Annotated in this window: 19 protein-coding genes and 1 pseudogene; 17 read left to right on the top strand and 3 right to left on the bottom strand. The window is 66.8% G+C overall.

The window, feature by feature from the left end; translation table 11 throughout:
- Positions 1–68: 68 nt before the first annotated feature.
- The 6 genes and pseudogenes from FCN77_RS18605 (at position 69) to tsaD (ending at position 5,405) form a co-directional block, all read left to right on the top strand.
- Positions 69–1,160, top strand: coding sequence for a carbohydrate kinase family protein (locus FCN77_RS18605; RefSeq protein WP_137323463.1), 1,092 nt, complete (start codon positions 69–71; stop codon positions 1,158–1,160).
- Positions 1,161–1,255: 95 nt separating this feature from the next.
- Complete coding sequence (gene alr / locus FCN77_RS18600) at positions 1,256–2,479, top strand: alanine racemase (RefSeq protein WP_137323462.1); 1,224 nt, start codon at positions 1,256–1,258, stop codon at positions 2,477–2,479.
- Positions 2,476–3,057 carry a tRNA (adenosine(37)-N6)-threonylcarbamoyltransferase complex ATPase subunit type 1 TsaE gene (gene tsaE, locus FCN77_RS18595; RefSeq protein ID WP_137323461.1) on the top strand — a complete coding sequence of 194 codons (582 nt, stop codon included), beginning with the start codon at positions 2,476–2,478 and terminating at the stop codon, positions 3,055–3,057. Before alr ends, tsaE begins: the two co-directional genes overlap by 4 nt.
- Positions 3,057–3,728, top strand: coding sequence for a tRNA (adenosine(37)-N6)-threonylcarbamoyltransferase complex dimerization subunit type 1 TsaB (gene tsaB / locus FCN77_RS18590; protein WP_137323460.1), 672 nt, complete (start codon positions 3,057–3,059; stop codon positions 3,726–3,728). The genes tsaE and tsaB overlap by 1 nt, the downstream gene beginning before the upstream one ends.
- A 68-nt stretch (positions 3,729–3,796) precedes the next feature.
- A complete protein-coding gene (gene rimI / locus FCN77_RS18585; RefSeq protein WP_137324857.1) occupies positions 3,797–4,300 on the top strand; it encodes a ribosomal protein S18-alanine N-acetyltransferase in 504 nt (167 codons plus the stop codon).
- Positions 4,297–5,405, top strand: a pseudogene (gene tsaD / locus FCN77_RS18580) (tRNA (adenosine(37)-N6)-threonylcarbamoyltransferase complex transferase subunit TsaD). The gene rimI and the pseudogene tsaD overlap by 4 nt, the downstream one beginning before the upstream one ends.
- A gap of 72 nt (positions 5,406–5,477) precedes the next feature.
- Here the strand turns inward: tsaD and FCN77_RS18575 are convergent.
- Positions 5,478–6,629 carry a glutamate--cysteine ligase gene (locus tag FCN77_RS18575; protein WP_137323459.1) on the bottom strand — a complete coding sequence of 384 codons (1,152 nt, stop codon included), beginning with the start codon at positions 6,627–6,629 and terminating at the stop codon, positions 5,478–5,480.
- A 207-nt stretch (positions 6,630–6,836) separates the two neighbouring features.
- On the opposite strand from FCN77_RS18575, the gene FCN77_RS18570 reads away from it, so the two are divergent.
- Entirely contained in the window at positions 6,837–8,516 is a 1,680-nt protein-coding gene (locus FCN77_RS18570) for a glycoside hydrolase family 3 N-terminal domain-containing protein (RefSeq protein ID WP_368074290.1), read from the top strand.
- 122 nt (positions 8,517–8,638) lie between these two features.
- Positions 8,639–9,448 carry a shikimate 5-dehydrogenase gene (locus FCN77_RS18565; protein WP_137324855.1) on the top strand — a complete coding sequence of 270 codons (810 nt, stop codon included), beginning with the start codon at positions 8,639–8,641 and terminating at the stop codon, positions 9,446–9,448.
- 70 nt (positions 9,449–9,518) lie between these two features.
- Here the strand turns inward: FCN77_RS18565 and FCN77_RS18560 are convergent, their stop codons facing one another.
- Positions 9,519–10,763 (bottom strand): class I SAM-dependent methyltransferase, encoded by a 1,245-nt coding sequence (locus tag FCN77_RS18560; RefSeq protein ID WP_137323458.1) that lies wholly within the window; start codon positions 10,761–10,763, stop codon positions 9,519–9,521.
- 55 nt (positions 10,764–10,818) lie between these two features.
- Between FCN77_RS18560 and FCN77_RS18555 the strand changes: the two genes are divergently transcribed.
- The 7 genes from FCN77_RS18555 (at position 10,819) to FCN77_RS27790 (ending at position 16,758) form a co-directional block, all read left to right on the top strand.
- Positions 10,819–11,217: a hypothetical protein gene (locus FCN77_RS18555; RefSeq protein ID WP_137323457.1), complete on the top strand. Its 399-nt coding sequence runs from the start codon at positions 10,819–10,821 to the stop codon at positions 11,215–11,217.
- A gap of 207 nt (positions 11,218–11,424) precedes the next feature.
- The gene (groES, locus tag FCN77_RS18550) at positions 11,425–11,718 is read left to right on the top strand and encodes a co-chaperone GroES (RefSeq protein ID WP_003805290.1); all 294 of its coding nucleotides are present in this window, start codon (positions 11,425–11,427) and stop codon (positions 11,716–11,718) included.
- A 76-nt stretch (positions 11,719–11,794) separates the two neighbouring features.
- Complete coding sequence (groL, locus tag FCN77_RS18545; protein WP_137323456.1) at positions 11,795–13,405, top strand: chaperonin GroEL; 1,611 nt, start codon at positions 11,795–11,797, stop codon at positions 13,403–13,405.
- 183 nt (positions 13,406–13,588) lie between these two features.
- On the top strand, positions 13,589–15,229 hold the full coding sequence (locus FCN77_RS18540; RefSeq protein WP_137323455.1) for a response regulator transcription factor: 1,641 nt from the start codon (positions 13,589–13,591) through the stop codon (positions 15,227–15,229).
- Positions 15,230–15,323: 94 nt separating this feature from the next.
- Complete coding sequence (locus FCN77_RS18535) at positions 15,324–15,671, top strand: hypothetical protein (RefSeq protein WP_137323454.1); 348 nt, start codon at positions 15,324–15,326, stop codon at positions 15,669–15,671.
- Positions 15,668–16,537, top strand: a complete 870-nt coding sequence (locus FCN77_RS18530; protein ID WP_368074289.1) for a flavin-containing monooxygenase — start codon at positions 15,668–15,670, stop codon at positions 16,535–16,537. The genes FCN77_RS18535 and FCN77_RS18530 overlap by 4 nt, the downstream gene beginning before the upstream one ends.
- The gene (locus FCN77_RS27790) at positions 16,525–16,758 is read left to right on the top strand and encodes a hypothetical protein (RefSeq protein ID WP_368074288.1); all 234 of its coding nucleotides are present in this window, start codon (positions 16,525–16,527) and stop codon (positions 16,756–16,758) included. Before FCN77_RS18530 ends, FCN77_RS27790 begins: the two co-directional genes overlap by 13 nt.
- 22 nt (positions 16,759–16,780) lie before the next feature.
- Here the strand turns inward: FCN77_RS27790 and FCN77_RS18525 are convergent, their stop codons facing one another.
- Positions 16,781–17,749: a DUF389 domain-containing protein gene (locus FCN77_RS18525; protein ID WP_137323453.1), complete on the bottom strand. Its 969-nt coding sequence runs from the start codon at positions 17,747–17,749 to the stop codon at positions 16,781–16,783.
- A 216-nt stretch (positions 17,750–17,965) separates the two neighbouring features.
- Here FCN77_RS18525 and FCN77_RS18520 point away from each other — a divergent pair, with 216 nt between their 5' ends.
- A complete protein-coding gene (locus FCN77_RS18520) occupies positions 17,966–20,017 on the top strand; it encodes an acyltransferase family protein (protein WP_137323452.1) in 2,052 nt (683 codons plus the stop codon).
- Positions 20,017–22,125, top strand: coding sequence for an acyltransferase family protein (locus FCN77_RS18515; protein ID WP_137323451.1), 2,109 nt, complete (start codon positions 20,017–20,019; stop codon positions 22,123–22,125). Before FCN77_RS18520 ends, FCN77_RS18515 begins: the two co-directional genes overlap by 1 nt.
- The last annotated feature ends 240 nt before the right edge of the window (positions 22,126–22,365 follow it).

Below are 22,365 nucleotides of genomic sequence, written 5' to 3'. Positions count from 1 at the left end.
CGACCCGGGCCCGGTTCCGGGCGGCGCGGCACTTTGCAGGGCAGGCGCGAGGGCGTAGTCTGCCGAACATGGACGCGATACCGGAGCGCCGCTTTGACCCGCTCGCTGCCGTCCGCACCCCGTCGGACGGCAGTTTCGATCTGCTCCTGACCGGGACAGTCTTCCAGGACATCATCTTCACCGGCCTGCCCCACGCCCCCGAACCCGGCACGGAAATCTGGAGCGACGGCATGGGCAGCTGCCCCGGCGGGGTGGCCAACCAGGCCATCGCGGCGGCGCGCCTGGGACTCCGCACCGGGCTTGCAGCCGCCTTTGGCGACGACGGTTACGGGGACTACAACTGGAAAATCCTGGCTGCCCAGGAACACGTGGACCTGTCCCTTTCCAAACGCATCCCCGGGTGGCACTCGCCCGTGACGGTGTCCCTCAGCGTCCAGCACGACCGCTCCATGGTGACCCACGGCCATCCTGCACCGGTCAGTTCCTCGGAACTGATCGGCTCGCCGCCGACGGCGCTCGCCGCCGTCGCCGACCTGGAGGAGGAGCTCGCTCCGTGGGCGGTGACGGCGCACAGTTCCGGCGTCAAGCTCTTTGGCGACGTCGGCTGGGATGCCACTGGCAAGTGGTCCTCAACCAGGTTGGACAACCTCCGGTTCTTCCACGCCTTCATGCCCAACCAGCGCGAAGCCATGGCCTTCACCGGCAGGGACACACCCTGGGCGGCACTGTATGCGCTCGCCGACCGGGTTCCCGTGGCGGTGGTGACCCTCGGGCCGCAGGGCGCCATGGCCGTGGACTCGGAAACGGGCGAGGAGGAGTGGGTACCCTCCCTGCCGGTCACCGCCTTTGACCCCACCGGAGCCGGCGACTGCTTCGGCGCCGCTTTCATTGTGGGCAGCCTGGCCCGGTGGCCGCTGGCGGACCGGCTCCGGTTCGCGAACCTGTGCGCGTCCCTGGCGGTCCAGGAAGTGGGCGGGTCCCTCGCGGCGCCGGGCTGGGGCGACATCGCCGACTGGTGGAAGCGGGCCAATGCCAGGCCTGAACGGCAAAGCAGCCAGTGGCTGCGGCGCTTCAGCTTCCTGGAGGACATTGTCCGTGACGTTCCGTCGCAGGCGCTGCGCCGGGCCACCGCCACCATCGCCCACCTTTCTGACGCCTAGCGCGCCGGGCCGGCTGAAGCCGGGTGTGCCCGGCCGGCGCACCGCTCCCGCCGCTGAATTAAGCCGCATGCCGCGCCGCCACTAGAATCACTAGAGTGACTTACCCAGCAGCAACCGGTGACTCCCGGCCCGTCCCGGACGCAGCACCGGGCCCCGCCAACGAACGCTCCGCAGTGATCGACCTCGACGCCATCCGGCACAACGTCCGCCACCTTGCGGCCGTCGCTTCGCCGGCCAAGGTCATGGCCGTGGTCAAGGCGGACGCCTACGGCCACGGCGCCGTTCCGGTGGCACGGGCGGCGCTCGAGGCCGGGGCGCGCTGGCTGGGCGTGGCCCATATCTCCGAGGCGCTTGCCCTGCGCACGGCCGGAATCGAGGCGCCGCTGCTGGCCTGGCTGCATACGCCGGAGAGCAACTTCGGCGCCGCCGTTGCCGCGGGAATCGACATCGGCTGCTCCGGCTGGGAGCTCGGGAAGATCGTCGTTGCGGCCCGCGAACAGGAACGACCGGCGCGGGTGCACTTGAAAGTGGACACCGGCCTGGGCCGCAACGGGGCGACCCTGGATGCCTGGGACAGCCTCGTGGGTGAAGCGATGGAGTACCAGGACGAAGGGCTGCTGCGGGTGGTGGGCATTTTTTCCCACCTTGCCGTGGCGGACGAGCCGCACCGCCCCGAGACGGACGAGCAGCTCGCGGCCTTCCGCGAGGTTCTGGCCATCGCCGAGGACGCCGGGGTGGACCCGGAAGTCCGGCACCTGGCCAACACGCCCGCCACGCTTTCGCGCCCGGACACACACTTCGACCTGGTCCGGGTGGGGCTGGGCATCTACGGGCTTTCACCCTTCGAAGGCCAGTCGCCGGCCGAGCTGGGTCTCCGCCCGGCCATGACGGTTCGCACCATGGTGTCGCACTGCAAGGATGTCCCTGCCGGCCAGGGTGTCTCCTACGGGCTCAACTACCGCACCGCCGGCCCCAGCACCCTTGGGCTGATTCCGCTGGGCTACGCCGACGGCGTGCCGCGGGTGGCCACGGGAGGCCCCGTACGGGTGGAGGACCGGAACTACCCCGTGGTGGGCAGGATCGCCATGGACCAGATGGTGATCGACCTCGGGCCCCGCGGCGTGGCATCCGGCGGAGCCAGCGTGCTGGGTGCCGAAGCGGTCCTGTTCGGCGACGGCGCCGACGGCGGCCCGACGGCGGACGACTGGGCCCGCGCGGCCGGCACCAACAACTATGAGATCGTGACCCGGATCAGCCCGCGCGTGCCGCGCCGCTACATCAACGAGGCCTTCGTCAGCGGGCAGGGTGGCGCCACATGAGCGCCCCGCACTGGGAACTGTCCCTGACGGTGCAGACCGCCGTCGAAACCCACGCCCTGGCCGCCGCCCTCGGGGCCGTTCTCGAGGCAGGCGACCTTGTTATCCTCACGGGCGAACTCGGGGCCGGCAAAACCACATTCACCCAGGGACTCGGCGAGGGCCTCGGTGTGCGGGCCGGGATCATTTCCCCCACGTTCGTCCTGGTCCGCATCCATCCCAACCTGCCTGACGGGCCGCGTCCCGGCGGCCCGGACCTGGTGCACGTCGATGCCTACCGGCTGGAAAGTGCGGCGGAAATCGACGACATCGACCTCGAAAACACCATGGACATCACCGTGACGGTGGTGGAGTGGGGCCGCGGACGGGTGGAACACCTGAGCGACAGCGTGCTCGACGTCGAACTGCACCGGCCGCTCGGCGGCCTGGCGCCGGACGGACCCACACCGGGGGCCCAGGACGGCGTGATGGACTTCGACACGAACGACGACGACGAGCCCCGGAACGTGGTTATCCGCGGCTACGGCCCGCGCTGGGCCGAGCAGGCCGTGCTGCCTGCCGCCTTGAAAGGGAACTCCTGATGCTCATCCTTGCCATCGACACGTCAGCCGTGGCCAGTGCCGCATTGGTCTCGGACGATGCGCTGGAGGGAGTGCTCGCGAGCTTCTCCACCGAGGACACCCGCAGCCACGCGGAAGTGCTGGCCCCGGGCATCGGCGCCATGTTCGCCGACGCGGGGGTTTCCGGGGCGGACATCGACGCCATCGTGGTGGGTGTGGGCCCGGGTCCGTTTACCGGCCTGCGTTCCGGGATAGCCACCGCACGGACGCTGTCCTTCGTGTGGGGCAAACCCCTTTACGGTGTCATGAGCCTGGACGCCATGGCGCTGGAAGTGGCAGAATCCACCGCCGCCGCAGCGGAATTCCTTGTGGCCACGGACGCGCGGCGCAAAGAGGTGTACTGGGCCCGCTATGCACTCGCGGATGGCCAGCTGCCCCGGCTGCTGGATGGGCCGCACGTGGGCTTCGCTGCCGACCTTCCGGACCTGCCGGCCTACGGGGCGGGTGCGGGACTCTACAGCGATGTCCTGCGAGCCGATCCGGACTTCAGCTCCGAGCAGCCCGATGCCCTGTACCTGGGCCAGTTCGCGCTGGCCAGGCTTGCCGCGGGGGAGAAGCTGCTGGACTCCACGCCGCTTTACCTCCGCGAATCCGATGCACAGGTGCCCGGCCCCAGGAAGCGTGCGCTGTGAGCGGCACTGCGGGCCACGGTGTGGGCGGCGGCGGCGCGGATGCGCCGGCCGGGGTGACGCTGCGGACCATGAGCGCGTCGGACATCCCTGCCGTGCATGCCCTGGAATGCCGGCTGTTCCCCGTGGACGCCTGGCCGCTGCAGATGTTCCATGACGAACTCGCGCAGGCGGAGACCCGCCACTACCTCGTGGCTGAACTCGACGGCGGGATCGTGGGCTACGCCGGCCTGATGTGCATTGAACCCATCGCCGACGTGCAGACCATTGCAGTCATACCCGAGTGCGAGGGCCGCGGCATCGGCTCGGCACTGCTGACCCGGCTCATTACCGAAAGCCGGCGGCGCCGGGCGGCGGACGTGCTGCTGGAAGTCCGGGCGGACAACCCCCGTGCGCAGGAGCTCTACCGCAGGTTCGGGTTCGAGCAGATCCACGTCCGCCCCCGGTATTACCGCGACGGCGTAGACGCCCTGATCATGAGGCTCCAGCTGCAGAACGCCGGCCCGCCACCCGCGCCGGAGGGCACCGGGGCGACAACTGACCACGTGCCGTCGATGGAGGCAGACACACCATGAACCAATCACAGCCCCTGGTCCTCGGGATCGAGTCCTCCTGCGATGAGACCGGCGTGGGAATCGTCCGCGGAACAGTACTGCTGACCAACACAGTGTCGTCGTCCATGGACGAGCACGTGCGTTTCGGCGGCGTCATCCCCGAAATCGCCTCCCGCGCACACCTCGATGCCTTTGTGCCCACCCTCCAGGAAGCCCTGGCGGACGCCGGTGTGGTCCTTGAGGACGTCGACGCCATTGCCGTCACCTCGGGTCCGGGGCTGGCAGGGGCGCTCATGGTGGGTGTGTGCGCCGCCAAGGCGCTCGCCGTGGCCACCGGCAAGCCGCTCTATGCCATCAACCACCTTGTGGCCCACGTCGGCGTTGGCCTGCTGCAACCGGGCGACGGCGGCCCGCGGCCGCTCACCGGGACCCTGCAGGAGAACGCCCTGCCCGAGAACCTGGGCGCCCTGTTGGTCTCCGGCGGCCACACCGAAATCCTCCGGATCAGGAACATCACCGACGACGTCAAACTGCTTGGGTCCACCATTGACGACGCCGCCGGGGAAGCCTACGACAAGGTGGCCCGGCTCCTGGGCCTGGGCTACCCCGGCGGCCCGGCCATCGACAAACTTGCCCGGACCGGAAACCCGAAAGCCATCCGGTTCCCGCGCGGACTGACGCAGCCCAAATACATGGGCACCGCTGAGGAACCCGGCCCCATCGCTACGACTGGTCTTTCAGCGGACTGAAGACCGCCGTCGCCCGCTGCGTGGAGCAATTCGAAGCGCGCGGGGAAGATGTGCCGGTGGCTGATATCGCTGCGGCCTTCCAAGAGGCCGTGGTGGACGTGATCACGTCCAAGGCCGTGCTCGCGTGCAGGGAAAACGGAATTACCGAACTCCTGCTTGGCGGGGGCGTGGCAGCAAATTCACGGCTGCGCCAGCTGACCGAACAGCGCTGCAGCGCGGCCGGGATCCGGCTCACCGTTCCGCCGCTTGAGCTGTGCACTGACAACGGCGCCATGGTTGCCGCACTCGGGGCCCAGCTGGTGATGGCAGGGATCGGGCCCAGCGGGATCGGCTTCGCCCCGGATTCGTCCATGCCGGTGACCACTGTCTCGGCGTAGCCCCGGGCACTGTTGGCGCGCGGCCAGTCCGTGAAAAGGACTGGAGCGCGGGGCTGGAGCGCAGCGTCCGGCTCAGGCGGTTGGGCCGTTGCGCATCTGCTTGACCAGGTCCAGCACCACTGCCCGGAGGTCGCCGCCGTGTTCGGCCGCCACCCGGCGCTGCCGCTGGTATCCGGCTCCGCGGCGGATGATCTTTTCGACGTCGGCAAGCTCATCGGAGCAGCCGAGTTTCGCGGCCACAGGCTCGAGCCGGTTCAGGGTTTCGAGCAGGTGCTCGGTGACCAGCTGCTCGTTGCCCTTGGCATCGAGGATGATGATCGCCTCGAGGCCGTAACGGGCCGCCCGCCATTTGTTCTCCTGGACGTGCCAGGGTTGCATGGTGGGAATGGTGCCGCCGTTGTCCAGGATGGTGGAGAATTCGTCCACCAGGCACTGCGTCAGCGCGGCAATCGCGCCAACCTCCTCCAGCGTGGCCAGGCCGTCGCAGATCCGCATCTCGATGGTGCCGAGGTTCGGGACCGGGCGGATGTCCCAGCGGATTTCCGAGAGGGTGTCGATCACTCCGGTGGTGAACATGTCCTGGACGTAGGACTCGTACTCTGCCCAGGTGGAGAACTGGAACGGCAGCCCCGCGGTGGGCAGCTGCTGGAACATGAGGGCACGGTGTGACGCGTAGCCGGTGTCCTCTCCGCCCCAGAACGGGCTGGACGCGGACAGGGCCTGGAAGTGCGGGAAGTAGTTCACCAGGCCGTCGAGCACCGGCAGGACCTTGTCGCGGCTGTCCAGGCCCACATGGACGTGGACGCCGTAGATCACCATCTGGCGGCCCCACCACTGGGTGCGGTCAATGAGCTTGGCGTAGCGGGCCTTGTCCGTGACAGGCTGCAGCTGCGGAGGGCTGAAAGGGTGGCTGCCGGCGCAGAAGACCTCAACCCCCATGGGATCGGTGACTTCCCGCACGGCAGCGAGTGAACTGTTGAGATCGGCCTTGGCCTGGGCCACGGTTTCACAGATGCCGGTGACGAGTTCCACGGTGTTCAGCAGGAGTTCCTGCTTGATGTGGGGGTGCTCGTCGTCCTCGTTGAGCTCCGGATGTTTGGCGGCCACGCCGCGCAGTACCTCGTTGGCCACGGAGGCGAGTTCACCGGTCTGGGCATTGACCAGGGCCAGCTCCCATTCCACACCAAGAGTTGATTGCCTGGATGAAGCGAAATCAATCTTCATGTGGTCCCTTCACTGTTCCGCCGTCCATTTCCTGAGCCTCTAATGGGCGGCCAACGGGTGGTTCAAGTCTAGTGCAGGGGTAGCATCGAGTTGATGGCTTGGTTTCGAGGACGCAGTGACAGTGTTCACAAAAAAACATCGCACAAAAAAACATCGCACCCAAAAACTTCGCACACAAGAACGCCGCACTGCACGCTTCATAAAACAGTGACCACGCTTGCGGTGACCACGGCAATGCTTGCGTCCGCATCCTGCATGGGCGTACCTGCTCCGTCCGCCTCCGGAAGCTCCCCGGCAACCCCGGCCTCGCCGTCGGGAAGCACACCCCGCTCCGGACCGGGCGCTTCACCCGGACCGTCCACCCCCAAACCTGCAAGCCCCTCCCCGGGGGAACGCCCGCTTGGCTGGGGTCCGCAGCAGCAGGACGAAGATGCGGCCCGCGCGGCCGTCGCGAAAATGAGCGTTGAACAGAGGGCCGGTCAGGTGCTGGTGCCGTTCTTCGCCGGAACCGACTTCGCGGCCCATGCGGCAACCGTGGAACGGCTGCACCTGGCCGGATCCATCATCATGGGTGACAACGTCCCGGCTGCGGCGGACGGCTCGGTGGACACGGCCGCGATGGCCGCAGGGGTGGGCCAGCTTCAGGAAGCGGCCAAGGCCGACGGGCGCACCTGGCCCGCGCTGATCGGGGTGGACCAGGAAGGCGGGATGGTGGCCCGGCTGCGTGCACCGCTGACGGAGTGGCCCGCACCCATGAGCTACGGCGCCGCCGGCAATGTGGGCCTGGCAAACGACGCCGGCAAGGCCCTCGCGTCGGAGCTCGCCGGGCTGGGCTTCACAGCGGACTTCGCGCCGTCCCTGGATGTCACAGCCGGCCCCCTGGACCCCACCATTGGGGCCAGGTCCATGTCCGGCAACCCGGACGCGGCGGCGGGCCTTGGGATCGGGTTCGCCCAGGGAATGCTGGCTGCCGGGCTGCTTCCCTCGGCCAAGCACTTTCCGGGGCACGGTTCCGTGGCCGTGGATTCGCACGAGAGCCTGCCGGTCCAGAAAGCCACCGTGCAGGAACTCCGGGCGAAGGACTGGAAACCCTTCCAGGCCGCGATCAGCGCCGGCCTGCCCATGATCATGACAGGCCACATTGCCGTACCGGCCTTGGAACCGGGGATGCCGGCGTCAATGTCCAAGCCCAGCTACGACGCACTGCGTGGCATGGGCTTCAAAGGCGTGGCCGTGACGGACGCCCTCAACATGGGGGCCATCCAGAAGCAGTTTCCCGGGGAATCCGCGGCACCGCGGGCACTCATTGCCGGTGCTGACCTGCTGCTGATGCCGGGGGACGTGGCTGCTGCGCATGCCGCCGTCGTCAGTGCGGTGAAGACCGGCGCCGTGCCGCCATCCCGTCTGGAGGAGGCGGCGCAGCGGGTGGTCACCATGCTCATGTGGCGGGCCCGGACCAACCCTCCGCAAGGGACAGCGCCGGGAAGCAGCACCGCTGTCTCCCAACGCGTTTCCGCCGCAGCGGTCACCGTTCTCACCGGACCATGCCACGGGCCGATGGTGCCGGGCAGCGTCCGGGTGGCTGGTGGCTCGGCGCTGGACCGGGCCCGCTTCGCCAATGCGGCCCGGGCTGAGGGCATAGCCCTGGGCAACGGGCCGCTGGTGACGCTGATCGGCTACGAACAGCCGCCGGCCGCAGGGGACGTGGTGGTCGCCCTGGACGCGCCGTGGCCGCTGGCGGAATCGGCTGCGCCGGCCAAGGTGGCCCTGTACGGGCGCAGCCAGGAGGCCTTCAACGTCCTGGCCGCCGTCCTGGCGGGCAAGGCAGCCGCCCCCGGAAAGCTGCCCGCCGCCGTCGGGCCCTTTGCCCCGGGCACCGGCTGCTGAAGCAGCTGGCCCGCAGTGTCACAGCACCGGGCCATCCGTCATAGTCCACGAACCGTCCCCTGCTTACGGGAAAACTGCGGCCGGGGGCGTTTAATGGAGCCGTGCCAATTCTGAATAAAGACATGACCCTGTGCATCTCCCTCTCGGCCCGCCCGAGCAACAACGGGACCCGCTTCCACAACCACCTGTACGACCAACTGGGACTGAACTGGATCTATAAGGCCTTCGCCCCCACCGACCTGGCCCAGGCCATTGCCGGGGTCAGGGGCCTGGGGATCCGGGGCTGCGCGGTGTCCATGCCGTACAAGGAAGACGTGATTGCCCTGGTGGATGTCATGGACCCCTCGGCCAAGGCCATCGATTCAGTCAACACGATCGTGAACGACGGCGGCCGGCTCACGGCCTACAACACGGACTACACGGCGATCGAGCAGCTGCTGAAACGCAACGCGGTCCCCACCAGCTACTCGGTGCTGCTCAAAGGCGCCGGCGGCATGGCCAAGGCCACTGCTGCGGCTCTTCGTGACGCAGGCTTCACCGACGTCACCATCATCGCCCGCAACGAGGCAGCCGGGCGGGCGCTCGCCCACCTCTACGGCTTCAAGTGGAGCGCCGAGCTTCCCGCCGCGGACGCCGGCGGCACGGCTGACATGATCATCAACGTCACGCCGGTCGGCATGGCCGGGGGGCCGGATGCGGACTCGCTGTCCTTCCCGCAGGAGGCCGTGGATGCCGCGCAGCTGGTGTTCGACGTCGTGGCGCTCCCTGCTGAGACGCCGCTCATCCAGGCAGGCCGTGCAGCCGGAAAGACGGTGATCACCGGGGCGGAAGTGGCCACCATCCAGGCGCTGGAGCAGTTCGTCCTGTACACCGGCATCCGGCCCACCGACGAACAGGTCCGTGCGGCCGAAGAGTTTACCCGGGCCCAGTAACTCCGGGCCCAGTAACTCCGGGCCCAGTCACCCGGCCCAGTAGCTCCGGCCCGGCAGCCTGCGGCGCCGGCTAGGCCTGTGCCTGTACAGGCTCCACCGAGATGGCCACCCGGTCCTCTCCGATCCTGGTGAGGACAAGGGTGGCTGTCTTTTTGCCCTTCGAACCCTTCCCGCCGTTCCTGCCCCCGGCGAGAAGCTGCTTGCGCAGTTCCTCCGGGGTCACCGAGGTGCCGCGCTTTTTGATGTCCAGCACGCCGACGTTGTGCTGTTTAACCCATGCCTTCAGCGCCTTGACGTTGAAGGGCATGACCTCCAGGACCTTGTAGGCCCTGGCAAAAGGAGTATCCACGAGCCCGGGCGCGCAGATGTAGGCGATGTGCTCGTCCAGGAGGTGGCCGCCGAGCCTGGCCGCGACATCCGCCACCAGCCCAGCCCGGATGACGGCGCCGTCCGGCTCGTACAGGTAGCCCGCCACCGGGCCCACCGGGGCGACGGGACCGCCGTCGAACTCTTCCGTGCTGGTGATCTCGGCGGCGCCCTGCGGGCCGAGCAGCAGGGCTGCCCGCCGGATGCCGGGCCGGCTGACCGCGTTGAACCACAGCGTGACCTCGGTGACGTCGCCGCCCACCGAAACCCACTGCGCCTCGCAGCCGGCGGGAACTGAATCGTGCGGGATGCCGGGGCCCATCTTCACACCCACCGCCCGTCCCGACGCTGCGAGGGATTCCACGAAGGACAGTGGCGGGGAGAACTCCTCCGGATCCCAGATTCTCCGGGTCCCGGATGTGGACGTGGTGCGGCGGGCCGGGTCCAGCCAGACGCCGTCCACCCCGTCGAGCGGAACGGAGGTGGCATCGGAGTGGACCACGCTGGCGTGCGGGAACGGAATGAGGTTCATGGTGGCGCAGGCGGCGGTGGTCTCGTCCATTTCCACGGCGGTGACCTTGATGTCCATGGAGGCCAGCGCCATCGAATCGGCGCCCAGCCCGCAGCCGAGGTCCGCCACATGGCCAATCCCGGCGGCCGCGAAGCGTTCGGCGTGCCGGGCCGCAACGTTGAGCCGCGTGGCCTGCTCCAGCCCGGCCTGGGTGAAAATCATCTGCCGGGCGAATTCGCCGAACTTCGCCTCGGCCTTGGTCCGCAGCCGGGACTGGGTGAGGACCGCGGACACCAGGGCGGGGGAGTGGCCGGCCTTCCGAAGCGAGTCATTGAGCCGGAACGCCTCGTCCTCGCGGTACGGCCCCAGCGATGCGAGCAGCTCCCAGCCTTCACTGGTCAGGAGTGGGGCGATCAGGTCCTGCGGTGCGTCAGCCATGTCATCAAGCCTAATCGAGAGGCCGGACAGCCACGGTGCCGATAGGGTTGGGGGCATGGAAGACAGCGCAGGGCCGCAGCCACCCGTCGATGATCAGGGCAATGACCACCACCAACGCACGGGCCTTGCAAGGTACGCCCGGCCTGCGCTGATCGCCGGTTCGGCAATCGCCGTGGTGTGCCTCGCGCTCCTGCTAATCATCTTCTTCCTGGACTCCTTCAACGCAACGGTGTATTCCGTGGGCGGCAAGAACATCCAGGACGCCACCGACGAGGCACGCGAAATCCGGGAGTCGTACACCGCAGTCCGCACCGGCGGCGTGGTGTTCCTGATTGCCTCGGTGGTCACGGCTGCCGCGGCCGCCGTCGTTCTCTACCGGAACCGCAACGTTACGAACGACGACGACACGGACGACGGCGACGACGTCGACTTCGAGGATCTGGCCGGACGCTAACCGGTCGCCCGGGAACAAATTCTGGCACTCGCCTTGACCGAGTGCTAACCACTTACATAGAGTCATCATTAGCACTCTCCCTAGGAGGGTGCTAACACATGGAGAACTGCCAGCCATGCTGCTGCCGGCACCGCGACGACGGTTTGCACGCTGAGGCGCAGCAGTTTTCCAGTCCATGAATTTGCTGACGAAGAAGGAGAGGTCCGAGTGTCGGTCTCTATTAAGCCTCTTGAGGATCGTATTGTTGTCCGCCCGCTCGAAGCCGAGCAGACCACGGCTTCCGGCCTGGTCATCCCGGACTCCGCGCAGGAAAAGCCGCAGGAAGGCGAAGTTGTCGCAGTAGGCCCCGGCCGCTTCGAGGACGGTAACCGCGTTCCGGTCGACGTCGCCGTTGGCGATGTTGTTATCTACTCCAAGTACGGCGGAACCGAAGTCAAGACCGGCGGCACCGAGTACCTCGTGCTGTCCGCCCGCGACGTTCTGGCGATCGTAGTTAAGTAACTCTTGGATCCCCGCGCTGCTGTTCCGTCTCAGACCGGAACAGCGCGCGGGGTTTCTGTCTTGAAAGGACAAAACCATGGCAAAGCAGCTTGCGTTTAACGACGCTGCCCGCCGGTCGCTCGAAGCCGGCATCGACAAGCTCGCCAACACGGTCAAGGTGACGCTTGGCCCGCGCGGCCGCAACGTCGTGCTGGACAAGAAGTGGGGCGCTCCCACGATCACCAACGACGGCGTCACCATCGCCCGTGAAATCGAATTGGACGACCCGTACGAAAACCTCGGCGCGCAGCTGGCCAAGGAAGTCGCCACGAAGACCAACGATGTTGCCGGTGACGGCACCACCACCGCCACCGTGCTCGCACAGGCACTGGTCAAGGAAGGCCTGCGCAACGTTGCTGCTGGCGCCGCTCCCGGCCAGATCAAGCGCGGCATCGAGGTTTCCGTCGAAGCCGTTGCAGCCCGCCTGCTGGAGAACGCCCGTCCCGTTGAAGGCACGCAGGTTGCGAACGTTGCAGCCATCTCGGCCCAGAGCGATGAGATCGGCGAGCTCCTGGCCGAGGCATTCGGCAAGGTCGGCAAGGATGGTGTGATCACCATCGAGGAGTCCTCCACCACGCAGACCGAGCTGGTCCTCACCGAGGGCATGCAGTTCGACAAGGGCTACCTGTCCCCGTACTTCGTCACCGACGCGGAACGCCAGGAAGCAGTCCTTGAAGACGCACTCATCCTGATCAACCAGGGCAAGATCTCCTCGATCCAGGACTTCCTGCCGCTGCTGGAGAAGGCGCTGCAGAGCTCCAAGCCGCTGTTCATCATTGCCGAGGACGTCGAGGGCGAGGCCCTGTCCACGCTGATCGTCAACCGCATCCGCGGCACCCTGAACGTTGTTGCGGTCAAGGCTCCCGGCTTCGGTGACCGCCGCAAGGCAATGCTGCAGGACATCGCCACCCTCACCGGTGCACAGGTTGTCTCCCCGGAACTGGGCCTCAGCCTGGATTCCGTTGGCCTGGAGGTGCTGGGTACCGCCCGCCGCATCACGGTCACCAAGGACAACACCACCATCGTTGACGGCGCCGGATCGGCCGAGGACGTTGCAGCACGGGTTGCCCAGCTGCGCGCCGAAGTTACCCGCACCGACTCCGACTGGGACAAGGAAAAGCTGCAGGAACGCCTGGCCAAGCTGGCCGGCGGCATCGGCGTGATCAAGGTCGGCGCAGCCACCGAGGTCGAGCTGAAGGAAAAGAAGCACCGCATCGAGGACGCAGTGTCCTCAACCCGCGCTGCCCTCGAAGAAGGCATCGTGGCCGGTGGCGGCTCCGCCCTCATCCACGCCCTGAAGGCACTGGACGAGGATCCCTCCGTCACGGCTCTCGAAGGTGACGCAGCTGCTGCTGTGGGCATCGTCCGCCGCGCACTGGTCCAGCCGCTGCGCTGGATTGCCCAGAACGCCGGCTTCGACGGCTACGTCGTCGCGGCCAAGGTTGCCGAGTCTGCCGTCAACCAGGGCTTCAACGCCAAAACCGGCGACTACGAGGACCTCATCGCCGCCGGTGTCATCGACCCCGTCAAGGTGACGCGCGCAGCCCTCCGCAACGCCGCTTCCATCGCAGCGCTGGTTCTCACCACCGAGACCCTCGTTGTTGAAAAGCCGGCCGACGAGGACGAGCACGCAGGCCACAAGCACTAGCTTGCAGCCAATGCAGTAAAGGCCGGCCCGGCCTCCGCCGGGCCGGCTTTTTCGTGCCCATTTGCCTTCCATTCCGGGCGCGCTGGCAGAGCTTGTGCCCCCGGCAGGCCCGGCGTACCGTGGCGCTTAAAGAAGGGACGCTGACCGTGCCGGCGAGGCCGGGCGGATCCGCGGGGAGGCACCATGGCATCGTCTGAAGCCGGTCTTGACCGGGGCCGTTCCGCCTTCGAGGAGCATCGCTGGACCGAGGCCTTCGAGCACTTCCTGGACGCCGACCGGAGGGGCGGACTCCCTCCGCCTGATCTCGAGCGGCTGGCCACCGCGGAAATCCTCACCGGAAAAACGGCCGCCGGGATTGACACCCTTACCCGCGCCCATGAGGAGTATCTCGTCATCGGCGATGTGGCCAGCGCCGCACGCTGCGCCGGATGGCTCGGAATGCACCTCATGGACACGGGCGGGATCGCGCGCAGCGCGGGCTGGTTTGCCCGTGCCGGGCGCCTCGTCGATGAGCTGAACGAACCCTGCGCCGTCGAGGGCCTGCTGTTGATTCCCACGGCACTGGGCATGTTGTTCGGCGGTGACCCTGCCGGTGCGCTTCAGGTTTTCGGACAGGCCTTCGCCATCGCGGAAAGGTTCCAGGACCGGGATATCATCTCGCTCTCGTTGCTGGGCACCGGCCAGGCCACCCTCATGCTCGGGGACGCCAACGCGGGCCTCAGGCTTTTTGACGAGGTGATGGTTGCCGTCACCGCCGGGGAGCTGTCACCGGTTCCGTCGGGAATCATCTACTGCGCCGTGATCGGCAACTGCCACCTGGCGTTCGACCTGCGCCGCGCCCTCGAATGGACGGCGGCCCTGGACCGCTGGTGCGGCGGACGGCCGGACATGGTCCTCTTCAGCGGCCAGTGCCAGGCGCACCGCGCCGAACTGTACCGCCTGCACGGAGCCTGGTCCGAAGCCGCCGGCGCGGCGAAGGCGGCGCAGGCACTGTCTGCCGCGGGGGACTACGAAGCACTTTACGGAGGCTACTACCAGCAGGGCGAGGTGGAACGGCTGAGGGGTGAGTTCGCCGCGGCGGAGGAATCCTACCGGCAGGCCGGGCACAGCGGTTACGAGCCACAGCCGGGGCTCGCCCTGCTGAAGCTGGCCCTCGGTGACACCGCCGCCGCGCAGACGCTCGTCCGCAGGGCAGCCGACGCCGCTGACCTCGCCACCCGCCGCCACCTGTTGCCGGCCCTTGTTGAAATAGAACTGGCCGCTGGGGATATTGCCGCGGCACGGCGGTCCGCCGATGAGCTGGCCTTGGCGGTGCAGGACTACGCGACACCCATGGTTGAGGCCGCCTCCCACCAGGCCGACGGTGCCGTCCTCGTCGCCGAAGGCGAACCTGTCCGGGCGCAGCATGTCCTGCGACGGGCATGGACGCTGTGGCGGGAACTGGGCGTTCCGTTCGAGGCAGCACGCTGCCGCGCCCTGGTGGGCCAAGCCTGCCGCGCATCGGGCGACGACAATTCGGCAGTGATGGATTTTGAGGCAGCCCAGGCGGAGTTCCTTGCCCTCGGCGCAGCCCCGGCGGCCGCGTGGGCCGCCTCGCTCCAGCACGCCCAGGCGCCGGGCAGGCCCGCCACGCCCCTCACGCCGCGTGAACTGGAAGTGCTCCGCCTCGTGGCGGCCGGCAAGGCCAACCGTGTGATCGCGGGTGAGCTCTATCTGAGTGAGAAGACTGTTGCCCGCCATATCAGCAACATCTTCCTTAAGCTCGGGCTGCAGTCCAGGGTCGCCGCCACCCGGTATGCCTACGAACACGGACTGACAGGCTGAGCCGCGGACTGCGCAGAACTACCCAGTCCGTCCCGGACCAAGATGCATAATTCTGCCGACGCGGGGCTCCGGGCTGCGGTCCTACTGTCGAACTATGAACCTTCCCGTCCTGGCCGGCACCTTCTCGACTGTGCTGTTCGCCATAGGAATGCTGCCGATGCTGCTCAAGGCTGCGCGGACGAAGGATCTGGCATCCTACAGCCTGGGCAACCTGGTCCTAAGCAACGTGGCCAACACCGTCCACTCGGTGTACGTGTTCAACCTGCCCGCCGGCCCCATCTGGCTGCTTCACGTGGTGTACGTGCTGGCGTCCGCCTTGATGCTCGTGTGGTGGTTGCGCTACAGGAATGAAGCGCACGGCCCGGATGCGAGGGAGGCCGTGGACAGCCGGGAAAGTTCATCCAATCAGTCCGTGGTAAACGAACAGGAGGCACCACAATGAACACCAGGAACGACGGCGGGTCAGGCGAAATGCTTGACACCCTCGTCATCGGAGGGGGACAGGCCGGTCTCGCGATGGGCCACTATCTCAAGCGGCAGGGCCGGAAATTCCTGATCCTGGATGCGAACCCTCGAATCGGCGACGCCTGGCGGCAACGCTGGGACACCCTGAGGCTGTTCACGCCGGCAAAGTATGACGGCCTGCCCGGCATGCGATTTCCGGGAGACGGATTGTCCTTTCCCACCAAGGATGAGCTCGCGGACTACCTTGAGGCCTATGCCGCCGTATTTGACCTTCCGGTCCGCACGGGCATCCGGGTTGAGAGGCTGTGGCACGAACAGGGACGTTACGTTGCCGCCTCGGACGGCCGCCGGTGGGAAGCCGGCACCGTCGTCGTGGCCACCGGATCCACCCAGGCGTCCAAGCTCCCGGACTTCGCGTCAGGACTCGCTCCGTCCATCACTCAGCTCCACTCCAGCGAATACCGGAATCCGGGCCAGCTCCAGAACGGCGCCGTCCTGGTAGTGGGCCTGGGCAACTCGGGAGCGGAAATTGCGCTGGAGGTCAGCCGGACCCACCCCACAGTCGTAGCCGGAAAGCCGAGCGGCGAGTTGCCGGTGCGGCACGGACGGGCCGCGGCGCGCTTCGTCCTGCCCCTGGTGCGGTTCCTCGGGCTCCATGTGCTCACGCTCGATACTCCGTTTGGCCGGAAGGCCGCACCGCACGTGCTGGCGCACGCTAACCCACTGATCAGGACCAAAAGCAAAGACCTCGCTGCCGCCGGCGTCGAGTTCGTCCCGCGTGTGACAGGTGTGATGGATGGAAAGCCGCTGGTGGCAGCCAGCCCCTGGATGTGTCCAATGTGATCTGGTGCACCGGCTACCGGGAATCCTTCGACTGGATGGAACCCAGGGTGTTCGACGGCGACGGGCGGCCCAGGCAGCACCGCGGTGTGGCCACCGACATGCCCGGCCTCTACTTCCTGGGGGAGGAATTCATGTACGCCGCGGCGTCGGCCACGCTGCCGGGCTCATGCCGGGACGCCCGCTACCTCGCCGGACAGATCCGGGCTGCTTCTTTGCCGTAGGCGGTCCGCCCTCCGGGGCGGGCTAGCTTTGGGCGCGCAGTGCCTGGCTCCGCAGCCGCCGTGCCATGCTCTCCGGCAGTCTCCTGCTGATCACACGGTAGAAAACAAGCACGGCAACGGCGGCTGCCACAATGCCCACGAGGTTCAGCAGCAGCTGTATCGCCGATCCTGCCGCCTTCTGGTACTCGCCAAGGACCAGAGCAACAGCCACGAAACCCGCCGCGGGTACGGTGGTGACTGAGATGAATACGCCGATCAGGGCGGCCGAGCGCCGGCTGATCATGGAGAGCATCCCGGCGGCGCCGGCCAGCACTGCAACGATCAGCGAGTACGGGCCGGGATGGTAGATGAACTCCACGGCAGATCCGGTGTCGAGGGTGTTGGCGGGAAACAGTCCCAGCGGCACCGACAGCCATGCGGTCAGCGCCGCCAGGAGCATCGCCACGGGAAAGCCGACACCGAGCGCCAGTGCGGCACTGCGTCCCAGCTTCCATTTGCGCTGGGCCAGCGCGACAGCCAAGGCTGCGAGGGGACCGAACTCCGGCCCGACCGCCATGGCCCCGACAATGGCGATGGTCGAATCCGTGACGATGCCGATCGCGGCCAGCTGCGTCGCCAAAACCAGAAACGCCAAATAGCTCCAGGTGAGGCGCGCATCCTCGCCCGTCCGGCCGGTCACCTCGTCCCAGATCATCGCGTCGGCCCCGTCGCCGGGTGCCGCCGCCTCGGCCAGGTCCGCACGCCGCGAGAGCACGAGCTCCGGCATGGTGATGGCGATGGAGCCCAGCTCCTGGGCCTTCAGGACATGCAGCTTTTCCAGCAGCTCCTCCACCGATTCCCTGGCCACGTGGACCACCACGACATCGCCGGGCGGCTGGACTGACGCACCCTTGTGCACGGCCACTTCCGCCGTTCCGGTTTGCTGTGTGCAGCTTTCCACCACCAGGTCGGAGAGTTCCGCTGGTATGCAGATGCGCACCTGAACGATCACGTTGTCCACTCCTTAGTGTTTGCCGGCTTCGCCATCCGGCCCAGGAGCCAGCCTAGTTTCCCGGACCCTTTAGGGACTGGAGGCAGGCTCTGGATACTCCCAGCTTGCAGTGCCTTAATGGGAGGCGGGGGCATTTCCGTCGGCGCAGGCGATTCGCGCTGAAAATTACGATTCGGTAACATGGATGCTTTGGTTGTCCGCCTGAAGGGTTTTTCTATGTCTTTAGCGAGAGCCCTGGCCTCGCCGCGCCGCAGTGGCGCCGGTGTCCAAGCAAGCCGAAAATCAAAGTTCAGGCCCGAAATCCAGGGCCTGCGGTCACTGGCAGTGCTCATGGTGGTCACGTACCACGTGTGGTTCGGCCGGGTGTCCGGCGGGGTCGACGTGTTCCTGCTGATCTCGGCCTTCCTTATGACCCTGCAGTTCGTGGGCCGCTACGAGCAGGGCCGGCCAATGGCACTGTTCAAGCACTGGCTCCACCTTTTCCGGCGGCTCCTTCCGGGGGCTGTCACCGTCATCATCGCCGTCCTGGCCGCGAGCTTCGTCTTCCTGCCGCGGACTCGGTGGCTGGATGTCATCGACCAAGGCTGGGCTTCCCTGTTCTATGCGGAAAACCGGCTCCTGCAGTTGCAGGCCACCGACTACTACGCCACTGACCACAGCCTGGCCAGCCCGTTCCAGCACTTCTGGTCCCTCTCCATCCAGGGGCAGGTTTTCATCCTGTGGCCGCTGATCTTCGCCGCCGCAGCCCTCATCGCGAAGCGGTACCGGCTGCACTACCGGATCCTGTTGTCCTACATCTTCGCCGGCATCTTCCTGGTGTCGCTCGTGTACTCGATCATCTTCACGCTCACCAACCAGGCGCAGGCCTATTTCGATACCGGTGCGCGGCTGTGGGAATTCGCCCTTGGCACCCTCGTGGCATTGCTCCTGCCCGGGCTCCGGATTCCCCGGACCGGCCGGATAGTCCTTGGCTGGCTGGGGGTAGTGGCCATGCTCAGCTGCGGAATCCTGCTGAATGTCCAGGCGGCCTTCCCGGGCATCGCCGCGCTGTGGCCCACCCTCGCAGCTGCCTGCGTTATCGCGGCCGGCCAAACCGGCAGCCGGTTTGGCGTGGACAGGATCCTGAGCGCCGGCCCCCTGGTCCGTCTCGGGGACAACTCCTATGCCCTGTACCTGTGGCACTGGCCCATCCTTGTCATCTCCCTGGCAGCAACAGGCCGGGACCACGCGGGACCGCTCTCCGGAACCGTGATCATTGTCGTGTCGATGGGCCTGGCCTACCTGACCACCAGGTTTGTCGAGAAACCCTGGCGCGAATGGAAGTGGCCCGAAGTCAACCGCCGCCGGGCAATCATTGCCGTTGCTGCCGCCGTGGCTACGGCATCAGTTCCGCTGGCCGGCTGGCAGTTCCAGATCAACAGTGCCACGGCCGCCGCCGCGAGCCAGGCCTGGGCCAACAACCCCGGCGCCCGGGTGCTGGATCCGGCCTACGTGGACGGTGCGGACAAATCCGCTCCGCTCCTGCCCAGCCTCACGACGGTGGCCGAAGAGTGGCCGCAGTACCAAGGTGGCTGCACCGCGGATGAAAAGAAACTCACAAACGTCTGCACCAACGGCAAATCGGATGCGGGCAAGACCCTGGTCATCATCGGCAGTTCGCACGCCCACGTCTGGGCCACGCCCATACTCACCCTGGCTGACAAGTACAACTGGAAAGTGGAGGCCATCACCAAGGGCTACTGCCCGGTGACGGATGCGGCCGCGCCCGAGCTTTCCGAAGGCTGCCTGGACTTCAACAAGGAGACCCTCAAGAAGGTCCTGGACATGAAACCGGACCTCGTGGTGACCACCAGTACCAGGACTGACCCGAACCCGAATAAGACGGAATTCATGGACCCGGCCTGGGTGCCGGAGATCAAGAAAATCAACGACGCCGGCATCCCGGTGGTCGCGTTGCGGGACACCCCGCGCATGCCCTCGGCAGTTCCGGATTGCCTGGAGGACAATCCGGACAACTATGCGGCATGTGCTGCCAAGACGGCCGACAGCTACCTGCCTGAATCCCCGGATGCGGCCATAGCGGGGCAGGTGCCGGGCACGAAGTTCCTCGATTTCAGTCGCTTCTTCTGCCAGGGCGAGACCTGCCCGGCGGTCATCGGGAACGTGATCGTCTACAAGGACGACAACCACGTCACGCGGACGTACATGGACAGCATCACCCCCTACTTCGAGAAGGAGTTTCTGGCAGCAACCGGCTGGAACAATTAATGACGACGACTCCCACGACGGAAACCACCAGCACGGCGCGGACCTCCCCCGAGGGGCCCTCGCCCGAACCGAGGACAGCTACCGGCGCTAATAAGGCAGCCAAAAAGGGTTACCGCCCCGAGGTCCAGGGCCTCCGGGCGCTCGCCGTGCTGATGGTGGTTACCTATCACGTCTGGCTGGGGCGCGTGTCCGGCGGCGTGGACATCTTCCTGCTCATCTCCGCGTTCCTGCTGACGCTTTCGTTCGTGCGCAAGGTGGAAGGCGGCGGACCCCTCAGGCTGGTCAGTCACTGGCTGCACCTCTTCAAGCGGCTGCTGCCGGCCGCCGTCGTCGTGATCCTGGGCGTGCTGATCGGCACCTGGGCCATCCTGCCGCAAAGCCGCTGGCCGGAAGTCCTGGACCAGGCGTGGGCATCCCTGCTCTATCGGCAGAACTGGTTGCTCGCGGACTCGGCCGTTGATTACTACGCCCAGGACCACTCGGGCGCGAGCCCCCTGCAGCACTTCTGGTCGCTGTCCATCCAAGGGCAGGTTTTCATCCTGTGGCCGCTGGTATTCGCTGGCGTTGCCGTGCTGCACCGGGCGGTGCGCCGCCGGACGGCTGTCAGCTACCGGCTACTGCTGGCCGTTGCCTTCGGGGCAATCTTTGTAACCTCACTGGTCTACTCCATTGACCAGACCGCCACGAACCAGGCCTATGCCTACTTTGATACCCGGACGCGGCTGTGGGAGTTCGCACTGGGCTCCCTGCTGGCGCTGGCCCTTCCCTACCTGAAGCCCGGGAGGGCCTTTCGCGTGATCCTGGGGTGGGCCGGCGTGGCCGCCATGATCTCCTGCGGCCTGCTGCTCACGGTGGACCGGTCATTCCCCGGTTTTGCGGCGCTGTGGCCAACCTTGGCGGCCGCGGCGATCATTGTCGCCGGCCAGAGCGGCAGCAGGTTCGGCGTGGACCGGATCCTGAGTGCCAAGCCACTGGTTGCGCTCGGGGACAATTCCTACGCCCTCTACCTCTGGCACTGGCCGGTCCTGGTCCTGGTCCTCGCGGGCACCGGAGTGGCGTCGCCCAACCTCGTCCAGGGGCTTGCCGTCGTGGCAGCTTCCGTGGTGATGGCAGTGCTCACCACCCGTTTCGTGGAAAAGCCGTTGCGCGATTGGCACTGGCCGCAGCGCCGGACCTGGCGGAACGCCGTCGTGATCGTGGCGTGTGGCGCACTGCTCGCGGGACCGGTGTCGCTGTGGCAGACCAAGCTGACCGCCGATGAAGCCGCCGTCGCGGCCCAGCCCAGGGAACTGACCCCGGGGGCCGCTGCGCTGGCGCCGGAAAACGTCGGCAAGCCGACGCCCGAAGCGAAGATCATCCCCGCGCCGGCCGCCATGAAGAACGAGTGGGCGGACATCGACGGCCTCTGCATTGACGGCAACGTCCCCAGTGATCCGCTGCTGTCCGGCTGCCTTCAGAACAGCAAGCCTGACGTGGTCACAAAACGGATCGTGGTGCTGGGCGATTCGCATGCGCAGCAGTACATGGCGGCGCTGGGGCCCGTCGCCAAGGAGCACGGCTGGGAAGTGGTCACCCTCCTCAAAGGCAACTGCCGCTACGGCGCCGAGTCGGCCGAACGCGACGCGGAGTGCAACGCCTTTAACAAGGCCAGCGCGCAATATGTGCTCGAACACAAGCCGGATGCCGTGTTCACGGTTGCGTCCCTGACCCACGAGGATGCCCCGTTTGAGACGGAAGTGCCGGGCTACCTTGAGGGCATCAAGCCTTTTACCGACGCCGGTATGGACGTCGTGGGGGTCCGGGACAATCCGCGCTTTGCTTTCAACATGCCTGAATGCGTGCAGAAGAAGGGCGCGGACGCGGCAGCGTGCAATCCGCCGCTGAGCGAATCGCTCGCTGGCTCCTCTCCATTGGACGAGTACCGCGGCAAAGTGGACGGCCTCCACCTGATGGACCTGAGTGACTTCATTTGCACTGACGGCATTTGTCCGGCGGTGGTGGGCAACGTATACGTCTACAAGGATGACAACCACCTGACGAAGACATATGTCCAAAGCATGATTCCCATGTTCGAACAGCGGCTGCTGGGTGCTACCGGCTGGACCTGAGCCGGCCGGTGGCCCCGCAGGCCAGGGCTGTGGCCCGGCGGCCCCGGAACCCGCAGGTGCGGTTCCTCACATTACCGCCGCGGAATATGGGGATCGCCGCGGAGGTTCTAGAATTTATTCAACACTTCCGCACAGGCTCCAACGGCCGCACCACATTCTGCACAGGCCAGTCCCGTAATGACGGGCTGGTCATCAGCTGCAACCCCTACCCGTGAACCCCAGAAAATAAGGTAAGAGGCG

It is taken from the genome of Arthrobacter sp. 24S4-2 (assembly GCF_005280255.1).
Classification (GTDB): domain Bacteria; phylum Actinomycetota; class Actinomycetes; order Actinomycetales; family Micrococcaceae; genus Arthrobacter.
This window is presented reverse-complemented; position numbering and strand designations above follow the sequence as displayed.